The organism is Bradyrhizobium sp. RT6a (assembly GCF_040547675.1).
Taxonomy (GTDB): domain Bacteria; phylum Pseudomonadota; class Alphaproteobacteria; order Rhizobiales; family Xanthobacteraceae; genus Bradyrhizobium.
Genome location: NZ_JBEPQC010000003.1, coordinates 569,371 through 592,625, shown reverse-complemented (window position 1 = coordinate 592,625; position 23,255 = coordinate 569,371). Strand labels below are relative to the sequence as shown.

25 protein-coding genes are annotated in these 23,255 nt (G+C 64.7%); 18 read left to right on the top strand and 7 right to left on the bottom strand.

From position 1 onward, the window contains the following. Positions 1 to 34: 34 nt before the first annotated feature. The 8 genes from ABIC03_RS20795 to ABIC03_RS20760 all read left to right on the top strand — a co-directional run bounded on the left by ABIC03_RS20795 (position 35) and on the right by ABIC03_RS20760 (position 8,110). Positions 35 to 2,620, top strand: coding sequence for an ATP-dependent helicase (locus tag ABIC03_RS20795; RefSeq protein WP_354060591.1), 2,586 nt, complete (start codon positions 35 to 37; stop codon positions 2,618 to 2,620). 92 nt (positions 2,621 to 2,712) lie between these two features. Continuing rightward, positions 2,713 to 3,129: a hypothetical protein gene (locus tag ABIC03_RS20790; RefSeq protein ID WP_275173415.1), complete on the top strand. Its 417-nt coding sequence runs from the start codon at positions 2,713 to 2,715 to the stop codon at positions 3,127 to 3,129. Then, positions 3,129 to 3,800, top strand: coding sequence for an OmpA family protein (locus ABIC03_RS20785; RefSeq protein WP_275173413.1), 672 nt, complete (start codon positions 3,129 to 3,131; stop codon positions 3,798 to 3,800). Before ABIC03_RS20790 ends, ABIC03_RS20785 begins: the two co-directional genes overlap by 1 nt. A 154-nt stretch (positions 3,801 to 3,954) precedes the next feature. Continuing rightward, positions 3,955 to 4,491: an Mpo1 family 2-hydroxy fatty acid dioxygenase gene (locus ABIC03_RS20780; protein WP_354060588.1), complete on the top strand. Its 537-nt coding sequence runs from the start codon at positions 3,955 to 3,957 to the stop codon at positions 4,489 to 4,491. Positions 4,492 to 4,520: 29 nt separating this feature from the next. After that, positions 4,521 to 5,552, top strand: a complete 1,032-nt coding sequence (locus tag ABIC03_RS20775) for an NAD-dependent epimerase/dehydratase family protein (RefSeq protein ID WP_354060586.1) — start codon at positions 4,521 to 4,523, stop codon at positions 5,550 to 5,552. A 30-nt stretch (positions 5,553 to 5,582) separates the two neighbouring features. Beyond that, positions 5,583 to 6,209: a methyltransferase family protein gene (locus tag ABIC03_RS20770; RefSeq protein WP_354060584.1), complete on the top strand. Its 627-nt coding sequence runs from the start codon at positions 5,583 to 5,585 to the stop codon at positions 6,207 to 6,209. 245 nt (positions 6,210 to 6,454) lie between these two features. Beyond that, positions 6,455 to 6,664 (top strand): hypothetical protein, encoded by a 210-nt coding sequence (locus ABIC03_RS20765; RefSeq protein ID WP_275173407.1) that lies wholly within the window; start codon positions 6,455 to 6,457, stop codon positions 6,662 to 6,664. A gap of 141 nt (positions 6,665 to 6,805) precedes the next feature. Further along, positions 6,806 to 8,110 (top strand): PQQ-dependent sugar dehydrogenase, encoded by a 1,305-nt coding sequence (locus ABIC03_RS20760; protein WP_354060582.1) that lies wholly within the window; start codon positions 6,806 to 6,808, stop codon positions 8,108 to 8,110. A gap of 3 nt (positions 8,111 to 8,113) precedes the next feature. Here ABIC03_RS20760 and ABIC03_RS20755 read toward each other — a convergent pair whose 3' ends face one another. Together ABIC03_RS20755 and ABIC03_RS20750 are read right to left on the bottom strand one after the other, a co-directional pair. Continuing rightward, entirely contained in the window at positions 8,114 to 8,938 is an 825-nt protein-coding gene (locus ABIC03_RS20755) for an aspartate dehydrogenase (RefSeq protein WP_354060580.1), read from the bottom strand. A gap of 37 nt (positions 8,939 to 8,975) precedes the next feature. Further along, a complete protein-coding gene (locus ABIC03_RS20750; RefSeq protein WP_275173402.1) occupies positions 8,976 to 9,893 on the bottom strand; it encodes a LysR substrate-binding domain-containing protein in 918 nt (305 codons plus the stop codon). 133 nt (positions 9,894 to 10,026) lie between these two features. On the opposite strand from ABIC03_RS20750, the gene ABIC03_RS20745 reads away from it, so the two are divergent. From ABIC03_RS20745 to ABIC03_RS20730, 4 genes are all read left to right on the top strand, one after another. Further along, positions 10,027 to 11,100: a tartrate dehydrogenase gene (locus ABIC03_RS20745; RefSeq protein WP_354060578.1), complete on the top strand. Its 1,074-nt coding sequence runs from the start codon at positions 10,027 to 10,029 to the stop codon at positions 11,098 to 11,100. A 230-nt stretch (positions 11,101 to 11,330) separates the two neighbouring features. After that, positions 11,331 to 11,786 (top strand): small heat shock protein HspD, encoded by a 456-nt coding sequence (gene hspD, locus ABIC03_RS20740; protein ID WP_354060895.1) that lies wholly within the window; start codon positions 11,331 to 11,333, stop codon positions 11,784 to 11,786. 117 nt (positions 11,787 to 11,903) lie between these two features. Then, on the top strand, positions 11,904 to 12,221 hold the full coding sequence (locus tag ABIC03_RS20735; RefSeq protein WP_354060576.1) for a hypothetical protein: 318 nt from the start codon (positions 11,904 to 11,906) through the stop codon (positions 12,219 to 12,221). A 24-nt stretch (positions 12,222 to 12,245) separates the two neighbouring features. Continuing rightward, on the top strand, positions 12,246 to 12,485 hold the full coding sequence (locus ABIC03_RS20730) for a hypothetical protein (protein WP_354060574.1): 240 nt from the start codon (positions 12,246 to 12,248) through the stop codon (positions 12,483 to 12,485). 343 nt (positions 12,486 to 12,828) lie between these two features. Here the strand turns inward: ABIC03_RS20730 and ABIC03_RS20725 are convergent, their stop codons facing one another. Both ABIC03_RS20725 and ABIC03_RS20720 read right to left on the bottom strand, forming a co-directional pair. Then, positions 12,829 to 13,761, bottom strand: coding sequence for a LysM peptidoglycan-binding domain-containing protein (locus ABIC03_RS20725; protein ID WP_354060572.1), 933 nt, complete (start codon positions 13,759 to 13,761; stop codon positions 12,829 to 12,831). A 128-nt stretch (positions 13,762 to 13,889) separates the two neighbouring features. Further along, positions 13,890 to 14,507, bottom strand: coding sequence for a CGNR zinc finger domain-containing protein (locus tag ABIC03_RS20720; protein ID WP_354060570.1), 618 nt, complete (start codon positions 14,505 to 14,507; stop codon positions 13,890 to 13,892). A gap of 126 nt (positions 14,508 to 14,633) precedes the next feature. On the opposite strand from ABIC03_RS20720, the gene ABIC03_RS20715 reads away from it, so the two are divergent. After that, the gene (locus ABIC03_RS20715; RefSeq protein ID WP_354060568.1) at positions 14,634 to 15,485 is read left to right on the top strand and encodes an alpha/beta fold hydrolase; all 852 of its coding nucleotides are present in this window, start codon (positions 14,634 to 14,636) and stop codon (positions 15,483 to 15,485) included. Between the two features lie 23 nt (positions 15,486 to 15,508). Here ABIC03_RS20715 and ABIC03_RS20710 read toward each other — a convergent pair whose 3' ends face one another. Both ABIC03_RS20710 and ABIC03_RS20705 read right to left on the bottom strand, forming a co-directional pair. After that, positions 15,509 to 16,498: a zinc-binding metallopeptidase family protein gene (locus ABIC03_RS20710; protein WP_354060566.1), complete on the bottom strand. Its 990-nt coding sequence runs from the start codon at positions 16,496 to 16,498 to the stop codon at positions 15,509 to 15,511. A 421-nt stretch (positions 16,499 to 16,919) separates the two neighbouring features. After that, positions 16,920 to 17,633 (bottom strand): hypothetical protein, encoded by a 714-nt coding sequence (locus ABIC03_RS20705; RefSeq protein ID WP_354060560.1) that lies wholly within the window; start codon positions 17,631 to 17,633, stop codon positions 16,920 to 16,922. Positions 17,634 to 17,912: 279 nt separating this feature from the next. Here ABIC03_RS20705 and ABIC03_RS20700 point away from each other — a divergent pair, with 279 nt between their 5' ends. Together ABIC03_RS20700 and ABIC03_RS20695 are read left to right on the top strand one after the other, a co-directional pair. Next, complete coding sequence (locus ABIC03_RS20700) at positions 17,913 to 18,836, top strand: ABC transporter ATP-binding protein (RefSeq protein WP_007600889.1); 924 nt, start codon at positions 17,913 to 17,915, stop codon at positions 18,834 to 18,836. Next, a complete protein-coding gene (locus ABIC03_RS20695; RefSeq protein WP_354060558.1) occupies positions 18,833 to 19,594 on the top strand; it encodes an ABC transporter permease in 762 nt (253 codons plus the stop codon). Before ABIC03_RS20700 ends, ABIC03_RS20695 begins: the two co-directional genes overlap by 4 nt. Before the next feature lie 49 nt (positions 19,595 to 19,643). On the opposite strand, the gene ABIC03_RS20690 is transcribed toward ABIC03_RS20695, so the two are convergent. Beyond that, on the bottom strand, positions 19,644 to 19,967 hold the full coding sequence (locus ABIC03_RS20690) for a hypothetical protein (RefSeq protein WP_275173846.1): 324 nt from the start codon (positions 19,965 to 19,967) through the stop codon (positions 19,644 to 19,646). A 306-nt stretch (positions 19,968 to 20,273) separates the two neighbouring features. On the opposite strand from ABIC03_RS20690, the gene ABIC03_RS20685 reads away from it, so the two are divergent. From ABIC03_RS20685 to ABIC03_RS20675, 3 genes are all read left to right on the top strand, one after another. After that, complete coding sequence (locus ABIC03_RS20685) at positions 20,274 to 21,044, top strand: L,D-transpeptidase (RefSeq protein WP_354060556.1); 771 nt, start codon at positions 20,274 to 20,276, stop codon at positions 21,042 to 21,044. A gap of 225 nt (positions 21,045 to 21,269) precedes the next feature. Further along, a complete protein-coding gene (locus tag ABIC03_RS20680; protein ID WP_354060554.1) occupies positions 21,270 to 21,524 on the top strand; it encodes an acyl carrier protein in 255 nt (84 codons plus the stop codon). Positions 21,525 to 21,548: 24 nt separating this feature from the next. After that, positions 21,549 to 23,249, top strand: coding sequence for a fatty acyl-AMP ligase (locus ABIC03_RS20675; RefSeq protein WP_354060552.1), 1,701 nt, complete (start codon positions 21,549 to 21,551; stop codon positions 23,247 to 23,249). The last annotated feature ends 6 nt before the right edge of the window (positions 23,250 to 23,255 follow it).

Genomic DNA, 23,255 nt, shown 5'->3' with positions numbered 1-23,255 from the left:
CCTTTCACCACCCCGCGGTGCCAACGTGGGGCAAATGATTCGCATGACCGAGCCGAGCAAGATCACGTCCCAGAGCGTCCCCGACCACCAACCCGCAGCCGGCGGCATCGCCGCGCGTGCGCGGGCCTCGGTAGGCCCGCAATACCTGTCCGGGCTCAATCCGGAGCAGCGCGAGGCTGTGGAGACGCTGGACGGCCCGGTTCTGGTGCTGGCCGGCGCCGGCACCGGGAAGACCCGCGTGCTGACCACGCGCATCGCCCATATCCTGAGCCAGGGCCGCGCCCGCCCCTCCGAGATCCTGTCGGTGACCTTCACCAACAAGGCCGCGCGCGAGATGAAGCACCGGCTCGGCCAGATGCTCGGCCATGCGGTCGAAGGCATGCCGTGGCTCGGCACCTTCCACTCCATCGGCGGACGCATCCTGCGCACCCATGCCGAGCTGGCGCAGCTCAAGTCGAACTTCACCGTGCTCGACGTCGACGATCAGGTGCGGCTCCTGAAGCAGCTGCTGCAAGCCGACAACATCGACGACAAGCGCTGGCCCGCGCGCATGCTGGCCGGGCTGATCGACGGCTGGAAGAACCGCGGCCTGACGCCGTCGCAGGTGCCCTCGGGCGAAGCCGCCGTCTTCGCCAACGGCAAGGGCGGCAAGCTCTATGCGAGCTACCAGGAGCGGCTGAAGATTTTGAACGCCGCCGATTTCGGCGATCTGCTGCTCGAGGACATCCGCATCTTCCGCGAGCACCCGGATATCCTGCGGCAGTACCAGCAGCGCTTCAAATTCATTCTGGTCGATGAGTACCAAGACACCAACGTCGCGCAGTATCTGTGGCTGCGGCTGCTGTCGCAGGCGCCGTCGAAGCCAACCTCGCCCACTGTCATTCCGGGGCGGCTCGAAGAGCCGAACCCGGCATCCGGAGATGAGTCCTCAGCTCGAGATTCCGGGTCGGCGCCTTCGGCGCATCCCGGAATGACGGCTGTCCCGGTAGGCCCCACCAAAAACATCTGCTGCGTCGGCGATGACGACCAGTCGATCTATGGCTGGCGCGGCGCGGAGGTCGACAACATCCTGCGCTTCGACCATGATTTTCCCGGCGCCAAGGTCATCCGCCTCGAGCGCAACTATCGCTCGACCGGCCACATCCTCGCCGCCGCCTCGCACCTGATCGCCCACAACGAGGGTCGGCTCGGCAAGACGCTGCGCACCGAGGACCATGACGGCGAGAAGGTCACGGTGACAGGCTCGTGGGATTCGGAAGAGGAAGCCCGCGGCATCGGCGAGGAGATCGAGCAGATCCAGCGCCAGGGCGACAAGCTCAACGAGATCGCGATCCTGGTGCGCGCGTCCTACCAGATGCGCGAGTTCGAAGACCGCTTCGTCACGCTCGGCCTGCCCTATCGCGTCATCGGCGGCCCGCGCTTCTACGAGCGCGCCGAAATCCGCGACGCGCTGGCTTATCTGCGCGTCATCAATTCACCGGCCGACGATCTCGCCTTCGAGCGCATTGTCAACACGCCCAAGCGCGGCTTGGGCGACGCCACCGTGCAGATGCTGCACGACCACGCCCGCAAGCGCCGCATCCCGCTGTTCGAGGCGGCGCGCGCGGTGGTCGAGACCGACGAGCTGAAGCCGAAAGCGCGCGGCTCCTTGCGCGACGTCGTCGCCCAGTTCGACCGCTGGCGCGCCCAGCGCGAGGTCACGTCGCACACGGATCTCGCCCAGATCGTGCTCGACGAGAGCGGCTACACCGAGATGTGGCAGAAGGACCGTTCGGCGGACGCCGCGGGCCGGCTCGAAAACCTCAAGGAGCTGGTGCGCTCGATGGAGGAGTTCGAGAATCTGCAAGGGTTTTTGGAGCACATCTCGCTGGTGATGGACCGCGACAGCGGCGCCGACGAGGACGCGGTGTCGCTGATGACGCTGCATTCGGCCAAGGGGCTGGAATTCGACAACGTGTTCCTGCCCGGCTGGGAGGAGGGCCTGTTTCCGAGCCAGCGCACGCTGGACGAACAGGGCCGCGCCGGCCTCGAGGAAGAGCGCCGGCTCGGCCATGTCGGCCTAACCCGCGCCCGCCGTCGCGCCAAAATCTATTTTGCCACCAACCGCCGGATCCATGGCACCTGGTCGACCACGATCCCGTCGCGCTTCCTCGACGAACTGCCGGCGGCCAATGTCGAGATCACGGAATCCAAGGGCGGCTCGGCCTGGGGCGGCACCGGCGGCTACGGGGCCTCCCGCTTCGACGACATGGAAGCGTTCGGCTCCACCTATTCGACCCCGGGCTGGCAGCGCGCCCAGGCCAATCGCAATCGTGGCGGCGGTGGGGGCGGCAATGGCGGCCGCGGCAGCTTCGAGGAACAGGCCTCGTCGTTTTCGTCCCAGTCGTCCTCGCCCGATTTCGGCAGCTTCTCCTCGCGCCGCCGTGGGCCGCTGACGATCGAGGGCGAGCTGGTGGCCAAATCCACCGGCACGACCTCGGAATTCTCCGTCTCAGACCGGGTCTTCCACCAGAAATTCGGCTACGGCCGCGTCACCAAGATCGACGGCAATAAGCTCACCATCGCCTTCGACAAGGCGGGGGAAAAGAAGGTCGTGGACAGTTTTGTGCAGCGGGCGTGAGGCCCCTGCCCTGTGTGGCGGTGGCGTTACGCTGCCGTTTCTTCCTTCTACGCCCCTTGACCACCGCGAACTTCCCCGTATCAGATGCGGCCATGGTCCGGGGCTCCATCACACTGATCGTACTGGCATTGGTTATGCCGTCGCTTGCAGCGGCGGAGACCATGAGCTTTGGCGATTCGATCGGGATGCTGGCGAAAAGTTGCGGTGCGGAAATCGTCGCCAATTGCCGCGGCGTCAACCCGGATTCGACCCGCCTGAAGGAGTGCCTGTCGCGCAACCGCGACGTGCTCTCACAGCAGTGCCAGAGCGACTATCTCGGCGCCTTCGATGCCATCCAGAAGCGCGTCGCCGCCCGGGTCACGGTGGCGAACGCCTGCCAGCGCGAGATCGTCAAGGTCTGCGGCGGCTCGACCAAGGAGACCAGCAAGGCGGTCCCCTGCCTGGTCTCGACGCCCAAAGGCATCAGCAACAACTGCCTGAAGGCCGTCGACGACGCGGGGTATCGGTGATGCCGGCGAACAGGCTTTTCACCGCCGGAATATCCATCGCGCTCGGCCTCGCTTTGCTCGCGGGCGCAGCCCAAGCGCAGACGGCGCCGCCGACCCGCGACGACATCGTCGGCAAGCTCAACCATTTCGAACAGCCCGCCGAGATCGATCTTCCCGCGCTGAAGCTGCAGGTGATGGAGCGGGCCAAGGCCAGGATCAAGAACGATCCGGGTCCGGTGAACCGGCCGCTGATCGCGCCCGATCTGGTCAATTTGCCGACCTTCACCGCGCAGATTCAGTTCGACGCCGACACGCCGATCATCCAGCCGGCGTCCTACCAGACCGTCGGCCGCCTCGCCGACGCGCTGGTCCATGCTTCACTGCTGCCCTACACGTTCCTGATCGTCGGCCATGTCGAATCCAACGCGAAGACGCGCGAGGCCAACGCCATCCTGAGCCAGCGCCGGGCGGACGCGATTCGCGACGTGCTGGTGAACACGTTCAAGATCTCGACCAAGCGGTTGCATCCGATCGGCCTCGGCGAGGAGCAGTTTCTCGACCGGGCCAGGCCAAGCTCGGCCGTCAACGGCCAGTTGCAAATCGCGACCTACGCCAAGGTACCGGAGGAAGCGCCTGCGCATCCGGCTGCGACACCTGCGCCTGCGGCGAAAAAGCCCGCCAAGAAGCGCTGAGCGGACGCGCCGCGGCGCCCGACGGAACCCTTTGAAGTCCCGATCGTTTTGTGACCTGTCTCACAGCGCAACAGCGCGGTTTCGGGCGACAATCGCGCCGGTTTGTGCACCGCCCTATCAGGTGCTATAGGCTTTTTTCGCCCTTCCCGACCCCATGCTGCACGAGACCGAGATGGCCAGTTATTTTCAACGCCAGCTGGCCGACTACGTCGAATATCATCGCGATCCCTGGAACTGCGCGATGCACGTGGTCGGCATCCTCCTGCTCTTCACCGGCGCCGTGCTGCCGCTGACGCTGGTCCATTTCCCGCTGTTCGGGATCGAGGTGAGCCTGGCCGTGATTCTTGCCCTGCCGGTGCTGGTCTACTGGCTGATGCTGGACGCCGGGATCGGGCTCGGCATCCTCGCCTCGATGATCGTGCTGCTTTCGGTCGCAACCGCGATCGGCAATCAGGTCTCGATCGTCATGATGTGGTCGATTTTTGCGGTGCTGATCGGACTTGGCGTCGCTTCGCAGATCGTCGGCCACAAGGTTTTCGAGGAGCGGCAGCCGTCGATGGTCGACCACCCCACGCATTTTCTGCTTGGACCGATGTTTGTCATGGCAAAATTATTCATTGCATTGGGCTTCCGTCGCGACCTTGCCGCGATTCTGGCGCCTGTTCCGACCAATTCTCTTTCAACCCGATAGCTCTAGACGCGAAACAGCAAACCTTCTGCATGGCTCTCGTACTGGTTACCGGTGGCAGCGGCTTCATCGGACATCATCTCGTAGAAGCGCTCCGCGCCCGTGGGCAGCGGGTGCGTGTGCTCGATGTCCGTGCGCCGGCCACGCCGTATGCCGACGTTGAATATGCCCATGGCTCGGTGCTCGACGGCGCCGCGGTCGATGCCGCGATCGCGGGTGTCGATCAGGTCTATCACCTCGCCGGCCTGCCCGGCATGTGGGTCGCCGACAAGCAAGCCTTTCACGACGTCAATTGCCGCGGCACCGAGATCGTGCTCGCGGCCGCGATGAAGCGCGGCATCTCGCGCTTCCTGCACTGCTCGACGGAATCGATCCTGTTCCCCTATTGCGACCTCAACGGTGTTCCCGCCGAAGAGGCGCTCCAGCCGGCCGATGTGATGCCGGGCGCCTACACGCGGTCGAAATCGCTGGCCGAGCATTGCGCCGCGAAGGCCGCGGCTGAAGGTTTTCCGCTGGTGATCGGCACGCCGACGATGCCGATCGGTGCGGCCGATCATAATCTGACGCCGCCGACCGCGATGCTGTGGTACTTCCTGCAGAAGAAAGTGCAGCCGCATCTCGACTTCCCGGTCAATCTCGTCGACGTCCGCGACGTTGCCATGGGCCTGGTGCTGACCATGGAACGCGGGCGTAACGGCCAGCGCTACATCCTCGGCGGCGACTGCGTCAGGCTCGGCCAGATTCTGCGGATGATGTCCGCGATGAGCGGCCGCCGGCAATTCCCGGTCGTCGTTCCCGGCAAGATGGCCGAGTTGTCGGGCATCATGCTCGAATATCTCTCCGATCACGTCACGCGCAGGCCGCCCAACGGCACCGCCGAGGGCGTGCGCATCGCGCTCGCCGCGAGCGACCTCTCGATCGGCAAGGCGCGCACCGAACTCGGCTACGCGCCGCGCCCGATCGAGCCGGTCCTGCGCGAAACCATCACCCATCTTCTCGCCCGCGGCGGCGCGCTTGCCTCCGGCGCCATCGAGCATCACGCGCTCTCCTCGCGCGCCAGCTGAGCTGCCGCCCAACCCAAAGAACCTTTCCGCATGTCCTTCGATTTCAGCAAGCTTCTCTCTGTCGCCTGGGGTGGTTGGACCACGACCTGGCCGACGCAACTGCTCGCCCTGATCTGGCTCGCCTGGCTCGCAAGCTGGGTCGGCGCCTCGTTCTGGCAGGGCCGCACCCAGAAGCAGGTGATGACGCTGGAGTCCGGCCGCTATCGCATCCCGATCCTGGTCGGCGGCATCCTGTTCACGCCGTGGACCGCGGAAGTGCTCGGCGAGAAGCCGCTCTGGGTTTTCAGCAACACCGCTGTCTACATCGTGGCGCTGATCGTGCTGGCCGGCATCTCCTTCACATGGTGGGGACGGCTGCATCTCGGACAGTTCTGGTCCAACACCATCACTCACAAGCAAGACCACCGCGTCATCGACACCGGCCCGTACGGCATCGTGCGTCATCCGATCTACACCGGCCTGATCCTCGGCATGCTGGTGACCGGCATCGCGGTCGGCACCGTGACTGCGATGCTCGGCGCGATCCTGATCTCGCTCGGCATGTGGCAGAAGGGCCGGATGGAAGAGGTGTTCCTGTCCAAGGAGCTCGGCGAAGACGCCTACGGCGCCTATTGCCGCCGCGTGCCGATGATCATCCCGTTCCTGTCGCCGCGCTGAGGCGCGGGGAACGCGCCCCACATCGATGTCGTCCCGGCGGAGGCCGGGACCCATAACCACAGGCTGCGGTTTGGCGAAGACTCGTCGCTCGGTACTTCTGCCATCTGCAAACGATGGATTCCGCGGTATGGGTCCCGGCCCCCGTGCGCAGTTGCGCACTAGGCCGGGACGACAGCCAGAGGAACTGCCCTCCCTCCAGCCCGTTAGCCCCTCGATACCTGCCACACACCGCAGAGCATCGAGCCATGTCCGACGCCTACGATTATTTTCGCGAGCACGCGATCGCCGCCGTCCGCAAGGCGCGGGCGCTGCCGCCCGGGCGGCCGAAGCAGAAGCAGCGCACGGTGGCGCGTGTCTATCATCTCCTCTCCAGAGAGGCGGCGCTGGCGCCGAACATCCACCAGCTGGATGATTTTCGCGCGGCGCGCCGGGCGGAGCGGCAGATCGGGCGCTGACCTCCGGGCCCAGCGGCCGGCGTTTGTCCCATGCAAATTCGAACGGCTGCCATTCCGCGGGAATAGAGCCCCGCGGCGCTCCACACAGGTTGACGTCTGCCCCGCCAGCCCGTTGGATGCGCGCGCAAACAGGGGCCTCTCATGACTTTTTCCAGCATCTTTGCGCAGTTCGTTGCGCTTCTCGGTGGCGTCGCGCTGCAATGGCGAAAGCTGTCGGGTACCGTGCCTGCGCCGGCCTGGGGCCAGTCGCCCGCGATTCCCGAAGCAAAGCCGCAGGGCGCCATCCCGACACTGAAGATGCCGACGGCGCGGGGCTGGAGCGAAGGACAGAAGCCGACGGTCGCACCCGGGCTCAAGGTCAATGCGTTCGCGACCGGCCTCGACCATCCGCGCTGGATCGAGGTGCTGCCCAATGGCGACGTGCTGATCGCGGAGGCAACGCAGATCGCGGGGGCCCCGAGGTCGGTGTTTCATTACGCGATGCAGGCGACGATGCGGCGCGCAGCCGCGCTCGGCGTCAGCGCCAACCGCATCACGCTTCTGCGCGACAAGGATGGCGATGGCGTCGCGGAGTATCGGGGCGCGTTCATGGAAAATCTCAGCCAGCCGTTCGGCATGGCGCTGGTCGGCGACACCTTCTATGTCGGCAACACCGATGGTGTGATGGCCTTCCCGTATGTGGCAAATGCCGATTGCATCACCGCGCCGGGCAAGCGCCTCACCAATTTCAAGCCGAGCGGCCACTGGACCCGCAGCCTGCTCGCAAGCCCCGACGGCAAAAAACTCTATGCCGGCGTCGGCTCGCTCAGCAACATCGCCGAGATGGGCATGGAGGTCGAGGAAGGCCGCGCCGCGGTCTACGAACTCGATCTCGTCGCCGGCACGCACCGCATCTTCGGCGCCGGCCTGCGCAATCCCGTTGGTCTCGCCTGGGAGCCGAACACGAACGTGCTCTGGACCGTCGTCAACGAGCGCGACGGCCTCGGCGACGAAACGCCGCCGGACTATCTGACCTCGGTGCGCGACGGCGGCTTCTACGGCTGGCCCTATTGCTACTGGGGCAAGACCGTGGACGACCGCGTGCCGCAGGATCCGGCGATGGTCGCCAAGGCGCTCACGCCGGACTATGCGCTCGGCGGCCACACCGCCTCGCTCGGCCTGTGCTGGATGCCCGCGGGCACACTGCCGGGCTTCCCGGACGGCATGGCGATCGGCCAGCACGGCTCGTGGAATCGCAGCACGCTGTCCGGCTACAAGCTGGTGTTCATCCCGTTCGAGAACGGAAAGCCCTCGGGTCCTGGTCGCGACATCCTGTCGGGCTTCCTGGCGCCCGACGAAAAGGAATCCTACGGCCGTCCGGTCGGCGTCGCGATCGGTCCCGACAAGAAGTCGCTGCTGATGGCCGACGACGTCGGCAACGTGATCTGGCGCGTGACGGGGGCGTAACGGTCACGTTCCAACGCTGAGCGTGGCGCGCTGCTTGCGGAGCAGCGCGATCACGGACAGCGCCGTGATCAAGCCGGTCTTGGGATTTTCGGACGGGATATTCTCGATAGACATCGAGAAGCGCGCCGAATCCGCCTCGACTTCGATGCGATGAACATTGCGCGTCACGGTCGGGTCGGCCCAGATCTGCACCTGGGTGCGATCCGGCCCGACGCCCGCGAGCGACAGCGCGACCGCAACGTTGAGATTGGCCGGAAAGCCTTTCGCAGCCTCCCGCGCTGTGCCCTCGAACAGCTTCAGCGGCTCGCGCAGATTGTCGATATCGATATTGTTCTGGACGATGAACGGCGCGCCCTTCAGGCCGTCGATCGGCTTGCGTGTCACCATCTTCACCGAATGGATGGTGCCGATCGCGGCGGCGTTGACGGCGTCGAGCCCGATCAGCGCGCCGGTCGGCACGAGGATGCGGCCGCCATTGGCGCGGGCGAGATCGACAAGATCGAAATTGTCGAGCAGCCCGCCGACGCTGACGACGACCGCGGCCTTGCCGCGTTTCACCGCGGGCTCGACGATCGCGCGCAGTTGGCTGCTCGGCGCGCATTCGACCACGATGTCAGCGGCGTCGCCGAGCTGGTCGAGCGGCAATACGGATGGCGGACGACGCAGGCTGGCGAGCAATTTCTGATGCTTTGCGGGATCGCGCACCGCCACGGCAGAGAGCGTCAATCCCTCGATGCCCTGATCGAGCGCCGTGGCGATTTTGGTGCCGATCGAGCCGAGCCCCGCGATGGCAACCCGCAATTGGTTCGAAGCTCTCGGTTCAATCATCGCATCACCCCTCTCGTCCAGCCGATGTCATAGCGCCTCAGGCGTCGCGCGCATAGCTGCGCAGACGCGTCTCGAGCACGGACAGCATGGCGTCACGGGCCGGATCACGCGAGCCGCGCAGCCATGCGGCAGCGAGCGGCAGCCGGCCGACGGGCCCGATCTGCTTGGGCCGCAGCGGCACGAAGCGCACGCCTGATACCGCCATCCGCGTGGACCAGCGCGGCACGATCGCGACCCCGAGCCTGGTTGCGACGAGATTGATGATGGTCTGCTTCTCGTCGGCGACCTGCACGATGCGCGGCGTGAGGCCTGCCTGTTCGAACAATTCTATCGTAAGGTCGTGACTGTGCGGCCGCGAGCGACGGTCCGGCACCAGCATCGCCTCCTCGGCGATCTCCGCCAGCGTGATCGACTTGCGTTTGGCCAGCGCGTGGCGCTGCGGGAACGCCACGATGGCGCTCTCCTGCAGCAGATCGCGGAAGTCGAGCCGCTTGTCCCGCTGAGCCGGCGGGCGCACGAAGGCGAGATCGAGCGCGCCGGTCAGAATCTTTGGCAGCAGCCGGACGGTCTTCTCCTCCAGAAGCTGCACCGCGATCTCAGGATGCTTTGCGCGAAAATCGCGTAGCAAGGCCGGCAACAGTCCCGCCGCAGCACTGTCGATGGCGCCGACCCGGAGTTTTCGAGCAGCCCCCGCGCGCGAGCGATTGCGCAGATTGCTCTCGACCGCCTCGACGCGGGCGAGGATGGCACGGGCATCGCGCAGCAGCGTCGCGCCATCTTCCGTCAGCGATACCGCACGCGTCGTCCGCGCGAACAGCCGCGTATCCAGATCCTGCTCCAGCAGCTTGATCTGGCGGCCGAGTGCGGAGGGCAGCATCTGGAGATGCTGCGCCGCGCGGCCGAAATGCAACTGCTCGGCCGCCGCCACGAAGCATCGCAACTGATGCAATTCCATTCGCGGTCCCCTGATCCTGTGACGGGATTATATCATTTTTTTGTATAAACCAGCGCCGATTGAATCCCTGCCACTCCCCGCCTAGGCTCGCTAGCGTCACGCAATCCCACCGACATCTGGACGGAGCATCCTCATGCGCACCCACTCGATTGCAGCGATCCCCGCCGACGGCATCGGCCCCGAGGTCATCTCCGCCGGCATTCGCGTGCTGGAGGCGCTGGCCAAACGCAGCGGCGACCTCGCCTTCAACATCAAAACCTTCGACTGGGGCTCGGACTATTACAAGAAGCACGGCGTGATGATGCCGGCCGACGGCCTCGCCGAGTTGAAGAAGTTCGACGCGATCTATTTCGGCGCGGTCGGTGCGCCCGACGTGCCCGACCACATCACGCTGTGGGGCCTGCGGTTGGCGATCTGCCAGGGCTTTGACCAATACGCCAATGTGCGGCCGACCAAGATCTTGCCGGGCGTCGCCTCGCCGCTGCGCAATGTCGGTGTCGGCGACCTCGACTGGGTGATCGTGCGCGAGAATTCGGAGGGCGAATATGCCGGCATGGGTGGTCGCGCCCACAGAGGTCTTCCCGAAGAGGTCGGCACCGAGGTCGCGGTGTTCACCCGCGTCGGCGTCACGCGGATCATGCGCTATGCGTTCGAGCTGGCGCAATCGCGCCCGCGCAAATTCCTGACCGTGGTGACCAAGTCGAACGCGCAGCGCCATGGCATGGTGATGTGGGACGAGATCGCCGCCGAGGTCGCGGCCGAATTCCCTGATGTGACCTGGGACAAGATGCTGGTCGACGCCATGACGGTGCGCATGACGCTGCATCCGAAGAGCCTCGACACCATTGTCGCGACCAATTTGCACGCCGACATCCTCTCCGACCTCGCGGGCGCGCTGGCGGGAAGCCTCGGCGTCGCGCCGACCGCCAATATCGATCCGCAGCGCCGCTTCCCCTCGATGTTCGAGCCGATCCACGGCTCGGCCTTCGACATCACCGGCAAGGGCATTGCGAACCCGGTCGCGACGTTCTGGACCGGCGCACAGATGCTGGAGCATCTCGGCGAGAAAGACGCGGCGGTGCGGTTGATGGCGGCGGTGGAGCGCGTCTGCGCAGCCGGCGTGCTGACGCCCGAGGTCGGCGGCACGGCGACGACGAAGGACGTGACGGATGCCGTGATCGAGGCGATCCACGGATCGAACGTCTAGTCGAGGTGCGTCTCCTCCCTCCCCCGTTCTGCGGGAGAGGGTTGGCGCGGGAAGCGCCAGGGATTCCAAAAAATTTCAGACCCCCTCTTGAAACCAAAACGGGCTTTTTTTATTTTTCCGCTGCCGCCGAGAGGTGGCGTTCCCGACGCCTGGTGGGTCGGGAAGCTGAGACGGGCACCGGTCGTGTCCGGTGTCGTTCGTATCCATTTTGCTCCTTGGAGGATCTGGCTATGCGCACTTACGACTTCTCCCCCTTGTGGCGTTCGACCGTTGGCTTCGACCGCCTCTTCGACCTCGTTGAAACGGCACAGCGTGCCGCCGAGGACAACTATCCCCCCTACAACATCGAGCGGATCGGCGAGGATCGCTACCAGATTTCGCTGGCCATTGCGGGCTTTGCACCCAACGAGGTCACGGTGACTGCCGAGCAGAACGCGGTGACCGTCGAGGGAAACAAGCCGGACCGAACCGAACGCGAATATCTCTACCGGGGCATTTCCGCACGGCCGTTCAAGCGGCAGTTCAATCTGGCCGATTATGTTCAGGTGCACAGCGCCTCGTTCGAGAACGGCCTGCTCAAGATCGAACTGGTCCGGGAAATCCCTGAAGCGATGAAGCCGCGGCGAATTGCCATCAATGCGGCGCCGTCCGGCAACGTGCATCAACTCGAAGGCAAAGCCGCTTGAATTCGGTCTGTCGGAGACCTGCGTGATCCCGCCCGATGGTCGGGCGGGATCGCCCATGGCCTTCGACCGCGTACCCGAATGCAAGTCAGAGGTTTAGAGAAAGGAGGAGGACCTCTCATGCTCGATCATGTCGACAACATCATCGATCTGAACGCGATACTGCACCCTGGCTCTGTCTATGATCATCCCCGCGACGTCCTAGCCGACCCAACTCTGTCGATCGGCGAGAAGCGCGCGATCCTCGCGTCCTGGGCTTCGGATGCAGCCAGTGTCGCCTCGAGTCCGACATTGCGGGAGCTTCCCGGCTCGGGCAAGGCCGTCACGATCGACGAAATTCTGGAAGCGCTCGCGAGCCTCGACCACCATCCGAAGGGGCCTCCGGGCGGCAAGCCGGTCCGCACGCGATCCGTCGAACGAACCGGCCTCGCAGCCTAGGCCACGACAGCTACGGGGATTGCGATGATGGTCGATGAAGAGCTGGCCTTGTTGCGCAGCCATCGCAGCAACATCAGCCGCTATCAGCGGTTGCTCAAGACCGAGCTGACCGAGTTCGAACGGCGGTTCATCGAGAGACGTGTGTCTGAGGAGCGCTCGGCGATCGAGAAGCTCGCCGTCTCCGCCTTTCCGCTCACCTTTCAGGCTCCGAACCGGGCGACGGGGAACGCAGCCACGCGCCTGGCGGCAAGCAGCCACGGGTAATCGACATGCCCGAACAGCTCCCGACGTTCGAAGTGTTCCTGAAGAAATGCGGTCGACGGAGATGGCGGTGGCGTGTCTGCACGACGGAAGGACGCCTGGTCATGCACGGCTTCGAAAATGGCCGCCCCGCCGCCAAATATGCGGCTGAAAGGGCGTTGTTTCTGATGCTTCTCGCCGCGCCCTATCGCCCGGCGGGTCGGGCTTGCGCCACGGCTCGCTCCTCCCTGGCGACACCCGCATCAGGATGGGTGCCGCGGCACAAGATGCGTGAATGACAGGGGCCGCGAGGGATGGTGCCTGGCAGCAGACAAGCTCCATCCCGGCCATCTCCGTTGCTGGCCGCTTACCGCCGTGCGGGCGGTGGGGTTGCCATGGCGGCTGTCGGCTCCGGCGGCGTCAGGTGGCGCGGGACGATGATGGACTGGCCGGGGGTGAGCGTCGCGTTCTCCGGCAGCGAGTTGCTCTGCGCGAGCGACCACAGCGGCACGCGGTTGGCCGCCGCGATGCTCTCCATGGTGTCGCCGCGGCGCACCGGTAGCCGCACGCCACTGTCCCACAATTCGACCAGCGTATTCGCCGGCACGAGATAACGCAGCGGCACGGCATCGACCTGCGTCTGGGGCGGGATGCGCGGCAACTGCGTGACCATGTCGACGATCTGACGATGGATGTCGTCGGACTTCTCGATGTTGATGTGGCTGACCCGCGCGTTCTCCTTCAGGTCATAGCTCGCGTAATGACCGCGATAGCCCGGCACCGCGACCACGTTGCCGCCGCCGAGCACGCTGTCGGAGAGGTAGATGTTGATGAAGCGCTCGACATTGAGCGGCACGTCGCCGGTCGCATGCGCGGGATCGATGGTGATGACGAGGCTGATCGGGATGTTCTCCTTGGCCGCCATCTCGGAGATGACGATCGAGCAAAGCCCGCCCATCGAATGCCCGATCAGCACGATCGGCGCCGGCGTTTCCTTGTAGCTGGAGATGGCACGATCGCCGATCCATCGGCAGATGGTGAATTCATAGACGTTGGCCGAAAAGCCGGCCTGCGTCAGCTTCTCTTCGAGCCGGTCCATGCCGGTGGAGAAGAACGGCCCCATGGCGCCACGGAACAGGTAGATTTTCGGCGGCGGCAATGGCTCGAACGGTGGGGGCGGTGGCGCCGCGGGTGCGGCCGCCGTGGGCTTCGTCTTGGCAGGTGAGGCAACGGCCGTCCCGATGCCCAAGGCGAGCAGCGCAACGGCTGCCACCGCGAGGAGTCGCCTCAAATCGATCATCAGTCCAGCAGTCCCACTCCGGGAGGCTGCAGCCTCCCCCGAAGGCGCTTAGTGACGACCGATTGGGTGGAATTTGGGGCACGGAACCGGGGCTCGATCGACGCTCATTTGAGCATCTCGACGCCCAATCACTGGATGCTCTTGAGCCTGCTGCGGTGCGCGGCCTGTTTCGCGCGGTTGCCGCAGACCGCCATGATGCACCATCGTCGCGCGCGCCTGCGCGTGTGGTCGGCGAACAGCATGGTGCAGTTGTGACCCCCGCATGCCTTGACGTTCGAAAAGTCCTCCTCGCATACGAACTTCGCCATGGCTTCGCCAACCGTGAGCAATAACGCTTCCGGCGATCGCCAGCGCCGCTTCATTCGCAGTGCGAGAGCGCCGCCATCGTCATGCCCGGGCTCGATCCGGCTGAACGCTTCCTCGCGCTCCAGCAGGCTGTTCAATGGACCGAGCTCGCGCAGTGCATCTGTCGTGAGCGGCCTGCCTGCATGCTTGCGCACGAACCCCCTGAACCATTCGCGCAAGGCGCGCGCCTGATCCGCGACCTTGTCCAGCTCGTCGGGCGTGGCGCGCGCCGTCAGCGTGTGCAGATCATCCGCCGGCACCAGCTTCGCCTGCGCCAGCCAGTCGATCAGGCCATCACCATCGTCGATCCAGTCCATTGGCGTATCGACCGGCGTCGCCACCGAATTGAGGAAGTCTAGGCCGAGCGAGTCGGCGATGAACATGGCGGGCGGGCGGTCCATGAGCGGTCCTTGGCCGGTCGGGAGAACATGGACGTAGATAACCAGTTAGGGTGCCATTGACAAGTTACGACGGCGGATAGTAACCTCTTAAAAAGCTTCTATATGGTTACTTCCAATGGGAATGTCATGGCCTCAATCACGTACCGCAGCGCGGATGTCGACGGGTTCAAGGTGGCCTATCGCGAGGCCGGCACCGTCGGAGCGCCAAAACTCCTGCTGCTGCACGGCTTCCCCAGCGCAGGCCACATGTTTCGCGACCTCATCCCACTGCTTGCCGACAGATTTCATATCGTGGCGCCCGACCTTCCGGGCTTCGGCCAATCCGACATGCCTTCGCGCGAAAGCTTCCGTTACACGTTCGACAATTTCGCACGCGTGATCGAACGCTTCACCGAAGTGATCGGCTTCGACCGGTTCGCGGTCTACGTCTTCGACTACGGCGCGCCGACAGGTTTCCGGCTTGCGCTCAGTCACCCCGAGCGGATCACGGCGATCATCTCGCAGAACGGCAACGCCTATGTGGATGGCCTGAGTGAGGGCTGGACACCGATCAGGGCCTATTGGCAGGATCCGTCGCCCGCCAATCGCGATGCGCTGCGCGCCTTCCTCACGCCGGAAGCGACGCGCTGGCAGTACACGCATGGGGTCCCCGATCCGACGACCGTGTCACCGGACGGGCAAAATCTCGACAATTTCTACCTTGCGCGCCCGGGCGCGGACGACGTGCAGCTCGATCTTATGGGCGACTACAAGAGCAACGTCGCGCTCTATCCCGCCTTCCAGGAGTATTTCCGCAAGCACAAGCCGCCGTTCCTCGCGGTCTGGGGCAAGAACGATCCATTCTTCATTCCGCCCGGCGCCAAGGCATTCAAGCGCGACAATCCGAACGCCCAGGTGCAGTTCTTTGACACCGGTCATTTCGCGCTGGAGACGCACGCGAAGGAGATCGCGGATTCCATTCGCGCCTTCCTGACGTAGCGGGGGGCTGTCCGCCGCGACGTTTACGCCGCCAGGCTCTGCTGATCGCGGAATGCGCTGATGGCCATGTGGACGAGATGCAGCTTGCCTTTGACCGCCGGCGATATGTCGAACGGGTATGCGTCGCTCATCCCGAGCGAGCGGTTGAGTTCGTTGATGCTACGAGCAAGCGGCATCCACAGGGCCAGGAGCGCCTCGAAGTCGCTCTCGAGATAGGGATCTGTCAGGGTCTGGCGGGCGCGCTCGTCCAGCGACAACGGCAAACCTGCCAGCGAGTCGAGCGTCGACACGATATGCAGGAAATGCGCGAACGTTTCCGCCCAATCTTCCCAGGGATGGGACGTGGCGTATTCGCTGATGAAGCCGCTTCGGTCGTATGAACGATCGGCGCGGCTGTAATAGGTGTTGATCGCGGCCTGGTAGTCCTGCGCCTGGTCACCGAAGATCAGCTTGAACGGAGCCTGGAATGTCGTGCCGTCAACGAGCAGGTCCCAATAGAAGTGACCGATCTCGTGCCGGAAATGCCCGAGCAACGTGCGGTACGGCTCCCGGAATGCGACACGGCGAGATTCTCGCTCGACATCGTCGGCCTCCGCAAGGTTGAGCGTGATCAGGCCCGAGAGATGCCCGGTCAGGATCGGACTGACCTCGTCCGAGAGAATGTCGAACGCCAATTGTTCGCCGGTGCGCGATGCGAGAGGAAGCCTGAGGCGACCGAGATCATAGAGAAGGCGGCGCTTGGCTTCCTCCATGCGGCGCCAGAGCATGATGTTTCTGGTGCTGCCGAGGTTTGGAATCGTGCGCGTGAGGCGGCACGAGCCGCAATACCAGTCCGCGCCCTCGACACACCAGTTGCAGCCGATGATCTCGCGATTCCGGCAAGCTTGATGGGATGCAAGTTTCGTCATCTCGATGCGCGAGGAATCGAACGCCAGCTCGGTGCTGCAATTCGCGCACGCGACGTGCTCGAACGAGACAGGATGGCGGCATGACGGGCACTGAAAAAACTTCACGTGGACTGGCCCCAGACAGACGGCACACCGGAAAACCGGCCTGTCAATTCGAGGAACTCTTAACTCTTGCGACCGTCGCTGTTGCCGGCGAGCAGCGCACGCTGCGTTCGGAGCGCGTGCTGCCTCAACAGGCCGGCTCGCGTCGCGCTCAACTGGCTCGATTGCGGCTGCGGCTTTTTCTCAAGGACATTTTCGGAAACAGGTCGACCGGCCCACGCCCGCTCGGGCTGAACCGCCATGGGGCCGACGTTTCGTTTTCTTGTCATGGTGTGACAACACCAGATCGGGTGCCGAGTTCCCTTCCTCCGACCGGCAGGTGCTCAAGCGTTGTCTTGTGCAGAAGTCTGGCTGGCGCAGATACGACAATGCCGCCGTCGGCATGACGGCGGCATTGTCAATTCAGCGCCTTGCGGCGAAGGGCTTAATTCCGGGGAGCCGTTGCCGCCGCCGAACGCGCCGGCCTGGGCGCGCCGGGTTCGGCAACCGGAGCCGGTGCGCGCGAGCGCATGATTGCGGCGTCGATCTCGGCAATCACGCGGCGCTGGATCGCCTCGTTCTTGTCGATCGAGATGTGGCCGACGCCGGAGCCGCGGACGTCGACATTGTCGAGCTTGCCGCGAAACCCGTCCGCGCGCTTCACCGGCTCGCCGGGGCCGTCGCCGATATAGATGTTGATGTAGCGTTCAGCGCCGGTCGACAGCTTGGTCTTGAACACGGAGTCGAGCCCGACCGCGAGTTTCACGGGAACGCCAAGACGGTTGAGCTTGGCGATCATGTCCGGCAGCGCGGTCGCGCCGGAGGAGTGCCCGACTAGCACGATGGTCTTGAGCCGGCCGGCCTTGTAGGCGGCAGCCGCCTCGTCCGCGAGCGAGGACCAGGACACGAAATTCGCGACGGTCACCGGGATGCCCTGCGCCTGGAGGCGGGCGCCGATCGTGTCGAGCCCGAGCGAGAAGATGTTGAGCACGCCGCGGAGCAGGTAGACATGCGTGGTCGCGACCGCAGCCTGGCTCGGCGCCGCCTTGGCGGCGGTCGGGCTGATGGCAACAGCTGACAGCAGAAGCAGGCCCATCGCCCACGCACGGAGGGCGGACAACTGGCTGGCGCCGGCGGTATGACGGCCGTTCGGTCTCATCGATCTTTTCCCTGGGAGTATGCTTCGATCGGAATCGTAGCCATGGCCTGCTCGCAGACGCAACAAAGAGCCGCGTGAACGACGATCTTAGCGGCGAGCCGTGACCATCGCGCAACACTTGCCCGAAACCTGCCACCGAAGGGTCCGTTTTGAGGCCATTTTTCTCCCGCTGATTGCAGCCGCGCAAGGGCCTTCCTATCTCAGGGCTCCGCTGACCCGCCCCTCCCGGCTGGTTCCAGCCTCCCTCCCCAGCCTTTGCCCCTCAGACTTGCGGCCATCATGTCCTCCATCATTTCCGTCGCCAATTTGTCGAAGACCTATGGGTCCGGCTTCAAGGCGCTCAAGAACGTCAATCTCGACATCAAGCGCGGCGAAATCTTCGCGTTGCTCGGCCCCAACGGCGCCGGCAAGACCACGCTGATCTCGATCATCTGCGGCATCGCCAATCCGAGCGAAGGCAAGGTCCTCGTCGGCGGCGAGAACATCCAGACCTCCTATCGCAAGGCGCGCTCGCTGATCGGGCTGGTGCCGCAGGAATTGCACACCGATGCCTTCGAGAGCGTGTGGGCGACCGTGAGCTTCTCCCGCGGGCTGTTCGGCAAGCCGAAGAACCCCGATCATATCGAGAAGGTGCTGAAGGACCTCTCGCTGTGGGACAAGAAGGACAGCAAGATCATCACGCTCTCCGGCGGCATGAAGCGCCGCGTGATGATCGCCAAAGCGCTGTCGCACGAGCCGCAAATCCTATTCCTGGACGAGCCGACCGCCGGCGTCGACGTCGAACTGCGCAAGGGCATGTGGGAGGTGGTGCGCACGCTTCAGCAATCCGGTGTCACCATCATCCTGACCACGCATTACATCGAGGAAGCCGAGGAGATGGCCGACCGCATCGGCGTCATCAACAAGGGCGAGATCGTGCTGGTCGAGGACAAGGCCACCTTGATGCAGAAGCTGGGCAAGAAGCGGCTGACGCTGCACCTGCAAGGCAAGCTCGATGCGCTGCCGGAGAGTCTTGGCCATTACGAGCTCGACCTCTGTGACGGCGGCGCGACGCTGGTCTACGACTACGACACCAAGGGCGAGCGCACCGGCATCACCAGCCTGCTCGGCGACCTTCGCACCGCCGGCATCCGTTTCAACGATCTCGACACGACGCAATCGTCGCTCGAGGACATCTTCGTCGATCTCGTGAGGGCGTCATGAACTACCGGGCTGTCCGCGCCATCTACCTGTTCGAAATGGCGCGCACCTGGCGCACGCTGCTGCAAAGCATCGTCTCGCCGGTGGTCTCGACCTCGCTGTATTTCGTGGTATTCGGCGCCGCGATCGGCTCGCGCATCAGCCAGGTCGAGGGCGTCAGCTACGGCACCTTCATCGTGCCGGGCCTGATCATGCTCTCGGTGCTGACGCAGAGCATCGCCAACGCCTCGTTCGGCATCTACTTCCCGAAATTCACCGGCACGATCTACGAGATCCTGTCGGCGCCGATCTCCTATTTCGAGATCGTGCTCGGCTATGTCGGCGCGGCCGCGACCAAATCGATCATCCTCGGCCTGATCATCCTCGCCACGGCCGGCCTGTTCGTGCCGCTGCACATCCATCATCCGGTCTGGATGCTGGCCTTCCTGGTGCTGACGGCGGTGACGTTCAGCCTGTTCGGCTTCATCATCGGCATCTGGGCCGACGGGTTCGAAAAGCTGCAGATGATCCCGATGCTGGTGGTGACGCCGCTGACCTTCCTCGGCGGCAGCTTCTATTCCATCGACATGCTGCCGCCCGCTTGGCGCACGGTGGCGCTGCTCAATCCGGTCGTCTATCTGATCTCCGGCTTCCGCTGGAGCTTCTACGAGATCGCGGACGTCAGCATGGCCGTCAGCATCGGCATGACCACGGCGTTCCTGGTGATCTGTCTGGTCGCGATCTGGTGGATTTTCCGCACGGGGTATCGGTTGAAGAACTGATCCTGGCCGTCATTCCGGGGGCACTGGTGCGCCCCGGAATCGCCAGCGGTCACCGATAGCAGTGGAAGCGGTTGTACCCGTCGTAATAGCCGCGGCAGCGACGGTGGCCGCGATGGGGAATGCCGAACACCCCCTCGACCGCGCCGACGGCACCGCCGACACCGGCGCCGACCGCGCCACCCACCACGCCGCCCACGGGGCCGGCGATCCGGTTGCCTTCATATGAACCTTCCTGGGCGCCCCGAACGATGCCTTGGGCATGGCCAGGCTGTGGGATGCAGGACAGCGCGGCCAGAACGGCGGCGCCAGCGAAGAGCAGACGGAAAGGCAGACCAGCCGGCCGTGAAGCGGCGGCGACACAAACTCTGTTCATCTTCATTCCCAAAGGTAAAACCAGCGGCGTAGGTCGCCAGCCAAGGCAGGTCAATCGCAACGCTGATGCAGCCAAATGGTTGCGCCAATGTGACCAATTGTCGGCGTTGTGAACGCATCTTCCGCTCGCGAAAATGTCAGCACCGCCGATGGCTTTGCGGCACAAAGCGGCCTTGCTTACGCCGGGCGTCCCGTTAACGATGGGCGGGCAGGCCGCTGGAACGAAAGCCGGATTGCAGGCATAGTGCACGCCGGGGGACGGAGAGCCGCGGCGCCTAGTGTGAACAGGCCGGAGGCCAGAAGTCAGATGCGTTCGTTTTTTATTGCTTTCACCTCCCTGATGCTTTTGAGCGCGGGCACCGCGCAGGCCAAGGTCGAGATCACCGTCGACAAGGACAATCAGCAGATGACCGTCGCTGTCGACGGCGTCGCGCGCTACCACTGGCCGGTGTCGACAGGCATCCCCTCGCGGGAGACGCCGAACGGCGCGTTCCGCACCTTCCGCATGGAAGAGGATCACTACTCCAAGGAATTCGACGACGCGCCGATGCCGCACGCGATCTTCTTTACGAAGGTCGGGCACGCCATCCATGGCACCGACTCGGTCGGCCGGCTCGGCACCCCCGCCTCGCATGGCTGCGTGCGGCTGTCGCGCCAGAATGCCACGACGCTCTACGCGCTGGTACAGCAGCAGGGCGTGCTCAACACCACGGTAACGCTGACCGGCTCGGCGCAGGTGGCGCTGGCGCGCAATCCGCGTGGCCGCAACCCCACGGCAGTGGCCCGCGCGCCGCAGGCCGCCGAAGAGCAATACGCCACATCAGGCGATCCCGTGAACTTGGCGCCTCAGGCCGCGCCTGCCCGCCGCTACATGCCGCAGGATGACAACTACATCTATCCGGCCGATGGCAGCGACACCGGCGCGCGCTACCCCGCCCCGCGCGGGAGCCGCCCGATCTATGACGCGCAGGTCTATCAGCAGCAGCCGCAGCAATATTACAATCAGGGCAACGGCACCTACTATCAGCCGCAGCCCCGGCAGGTTTACCAGCCGCGTGGCTATTACTACCAGAACTGACCCTATCTGGACGCGGCGTTGCCGCGCCAGCGAATCAGAAAGCCGCTGCGGCGACGGGCGCTTGCCGCAGTGGAGCGCAGGAAATAGCGCCAGCCTGTGCACGGATTGGGCACCGGCCGACGCAAGGAAGCAACAGTCCACAACCTTCAACGCAGCGGCGTTCCGACCAAATTGACAACCAGGGGGTCGCCCGTATTGTCGTTCCCATTGTTTCTGGGGCATGACATGACACGCGAGCAGATTTCGGATTTCTGCGTTACCGCCCTGGCAAATATCCTGCGCATTTCGAAGGACCGCGTCGACATCGGCACGAAATTCAGCCGCCTCGGGCTCGATTCGGCGATGCTGGTCTACCTGATGATGGAACTCGAAGAGAAGCTCGACCTCGAACTATCGACGGACGACTTTTACGACCATCCGACCGTTGAGGCGCTGTCGCGATTTCTCGCCGACAAGCGCGCAATCCGCCCCGCCGCCTGAGGGCGGCTGAAGCCGGCGCAACCCATGGAAACCTTCCGCTCGCTCGTGGCACTGCTGGCCCGGCGTGCAGAGGAGCAGGCCGACGACCGCGCCTATGTCTTCGTCTCTGATCGCGGGGCGGAGGAAGCTGTCCTCACCTTCCGCCAACTGCATCACTCCGCATCCGCGCTCGCGTCGCGACTGACTGCGGCTGCGCGTCCGGGCGACCGCGCCATCCTGGTGTTTCCGCCCGGCATCGAATTCATGGTGGCGTTCTTCGGCTGTCTGATGGCCGGCATCATCGCCGTGCCGATGATGATGCCGCGGCGAAACAGCGCGCGCGACGCCAGCGCCACGATACTCGCCAATTGCACGCCGACGCTGGCACTCACCAATTCGGCCGTCGCGCTCCGTGGGGATCTGCGGGCACGCTTCACGCAGGAGAACATTCGATGGATCGAGGTCGATCTCGCCGCGGCCGACGGCGAGACGATCGAACTACCCGAACCGGCGCGGGACGACATCGCCTTCCTGCAATACACCTCCGGCTCGACGTCCGCGCCCAAGGGCGTGATGGTGAGCCACGCCAATCTGCTTGCCAATCTCGAGATGATCCGGCTCGGGCTCGGCAACACCCGGCAATCGACTTACGTGAATTGGGTGCCGCTCTATCACGACATGGGGCTGATCCTGAACGCGCTGCAGGCGCTCTATGTCGGGGCGACCTGCGTGTTGATGGCGCCGAACGCGTTCATGCAGCGGCCGCTCGGCTGGCTCCGCGCGATCTCGCACTATCGCGCGGAAGTGGCGTGCAGCCCGAATTTCGGCTTCGACCTCTGCGTCAGCCGCTATCGGGCCGACCACATGGATAGCGCGGACCTGTCCTCGCTCAGGATCGCGCTGAACGGCGCAGAGCCGGTGCATGCGGAAACCATCGAACGGTTCGCCCAGACATTTGCGCCGCACGGCTTCGACCCGCGCGCGATGTATCCCGCCTACGGAATGGCGGAAGCGACGCTCCTGATTTCCGGCGGACGCCGCGGCGGCGGTCATGTCACACGCACCGTGAGCCGCACGGCGCTTCAGGCGCACGCGGCGGAGGCGCCTTCCATCGCCGAAGATACGCAAATCGCCGTCGGCTGCGGGCGCGCGCTCACCGGCGAACGGATCGCGATCGTGGACGCGGACAATCGGACGCGCCTGCCCGCGGACCGCGTCGGCGAGATATGGGTGAACGGGGCCAATGTCGCACGCGCCTATTGGCGCAACGACGAGGCGACGCGCGAGGGGCTCAATGCGCAGCTTGCCGGCGAAGACGGTGCGTGGCTGCGCACCGGGGACCTCGGCTTCATCGACGTCACAGGCGAATTGTTCGTCACGGGACGGATCAAGGACCTCATCATCGTCCGCGGCATCAACCATTATCCCCAGGACGTCGAGCGCACGGTGCAGTCCCTCGACCAAGCTTTGCGCGAAAACTGCGGCGCGGCGTTCTCGGTGCCGGACGAGACCGGCGAAGAAACGCTCGTCATCGTCCAGGAAATCGAGCGCACCGCGCGCCACTCGATCGACACCGAAGCGATCACGGGCCGGATTCGCGAGGCCGTCACCGACAACCACGAACTCTCCGCGCGCCACATCGCGCTGATCCGGCCCGGCACCCTGCCGAAGACCACCAGCGGCAAGATCCAGCGCAAGCTGGCGCGCAAGCTCTGGCTCGATGGCGGTTTCGAGCAGCTCGGCTGAGACGAT

Coding starts and splice junctions, on each gene's coding strand:
- ABIC03_RS20795 (WP_354060591.1), top strand. CDS start 35: ATGATTCGCATGACCGAGCCGAGCAAGATCACGTCCCAGAGCGTCCCC.
- ABIC03_RS20790 (WP_275173415.1), top strand. CDS start 2,713: ATGGTCCGGGGCTCCATCACACTGATCGTACTGGCATTGGTTATGCCG.
- ABIC03_RS20785 (WP_275173413.1), top strand. CDS start 3,129: ATGCCGGCGAACAGGCTTTTCACCGCCGGAATATCCATCGCGCTCGGC.
- ABIC03_RS20780 (WP_354060588.1), top strand. CDS start 3,955: ATGCTGCACGAGACCGAGATGGCCAGTTATTTTCAACGCCAGCTGGCC.
- ABIC03_RS20775 (WP_354060586.1), top strand. CDS start 4,521: ATGGCTCTCGTACTGGTTACCGGTGGCAGCGGCTTCATCGGACATCAT.
- ABIC03_RS20770 (WP_354060584.1), top strand. CDS start 5,583: ATGTCCTTCGATTTCAGCAAGCTTCTCTCTGTCGCCTGGGGTGGTTGG.
- ABIC03_RS20765 (WP_275173407.1), top strand. CDS start 6,455: ATGTCCGACGCCTACGATTATTTTCGCGAGCACGCGATCGCCGCCGTC.
- ABIC03_RS20760 (WP_354060582.1), top strand. CDS start 6,806: ATGACTTTTTCCAGCATCTTTGCGCAGTTCGTTGCGCTTCTCGGTGGC.
- ABIC03_RS20755 (WP_354060580.1), bottom strand. CDS start 8,938: ATGATTGAACCGAGAGCTTCGAACCAATTGCGGGTTGCCATCGCGGGG.
- ABIC03_RS20750 (WP_275173402.1), bottom strand. CDS start 9,893: ATGGAATTGCATCAGTTGCGATGCTTCGTGGCGGCGGCCGAGCAGTTG.
- ABIC03_RS20745 (WP_354060578.1), top strand. CDS start 10,027: ATGCGCACCCACTCGATTGCAGCGATCCCCGCCGACGGCATCGGCCCC.
- hspD (WP_354060895.1), top strand. CDS start 11,331: ATGCGCACTTACGACTTCTCCCCCTTGTGGCGTTCGACCGTTGGCTTC.
- ABIC03_RS20735 (WP_354060576.1), top strand. CDS start 11,904: ATGCTCGATCATGTCGACAACATCATCGATCTGAACGCGATACTGCAC.
- ABIC03_RS20730 (WP_354060574.1), top strand. CDS start 12,246: ATGATGGTCGATGAAGAGCTGGCCTTGTTGCGCAGCCATCGCAGCAAC.
- ABIC03_RS20725 (WP_354060572.1), bottom strand. CDS start 13,761: ATGATCGATTTGAGGCGACTCCTCGCGGTGGCAGCCGTTGCGCTGCTC.
- ABIC03_RS20720 (WP_354060570.1), bottom strand. CDS start 14,507: ATGGACCGCCCGCCCGCCATGTTCATCGCCGACTCGCTCGGCCTAGAC.
- ABIC03_RS20715 (WP_354060568.1), top strand. CDS start 14,634: ATGGCCTCAATCACGTACCGCAGCGCGGATGTCGACGGGTTCAAGGTG.
- ABIC03_RS20705 (WP_354060560.1), bottom strand. CDS start 17,633: ATGAGACCGAACGGCCGTCATACCGCCGGCGCCAGCCAGTTGTCCGCC.
- ABIC03_RS20700 (WP_007600889.1), top strand. CDS start 17,913: ATGTCCTCCATCATTTCCGTCGCCAATTTGTCGAAGACCTATGGGTCC.
- ABIC03_RS20695 (WP_354060558.1), top strand. CDS start 18,833: ATGAACTACCGGGCTGTCCGCGCCATCTACCTGTTCGAAATGGCGCGC.
- ABIC03_RS20690 (WP_275173846.1), bottom strand. CDS start 19,967: ATGAACAGAGTTTGTGTCGCCGCCGCTTCACGGCCGGCTGGTCTGCCT.
- ABIC03_RS20685 (WP_354060556.1), top strand. CDS start 20,274: ATGCGTTCGTTTTTTATTGCTTTCACCTCCCTGATGCTTTTGAGCGCG.
- ABIC03_RS20680 (WP_354060554.1), top strand. CDS start 21,270: ATGACACGCGAGCAGATTTCGGATTTCTGCGTTACCGCCCTGGCAAAT.
- ABIC03_RS20675 (WP_354060552.1), top strand. CDS start 21,549: ATGGAAACCTTCCGCTCGCTCGTGGCACTGCTGGCCCGGCGTGCAGAG.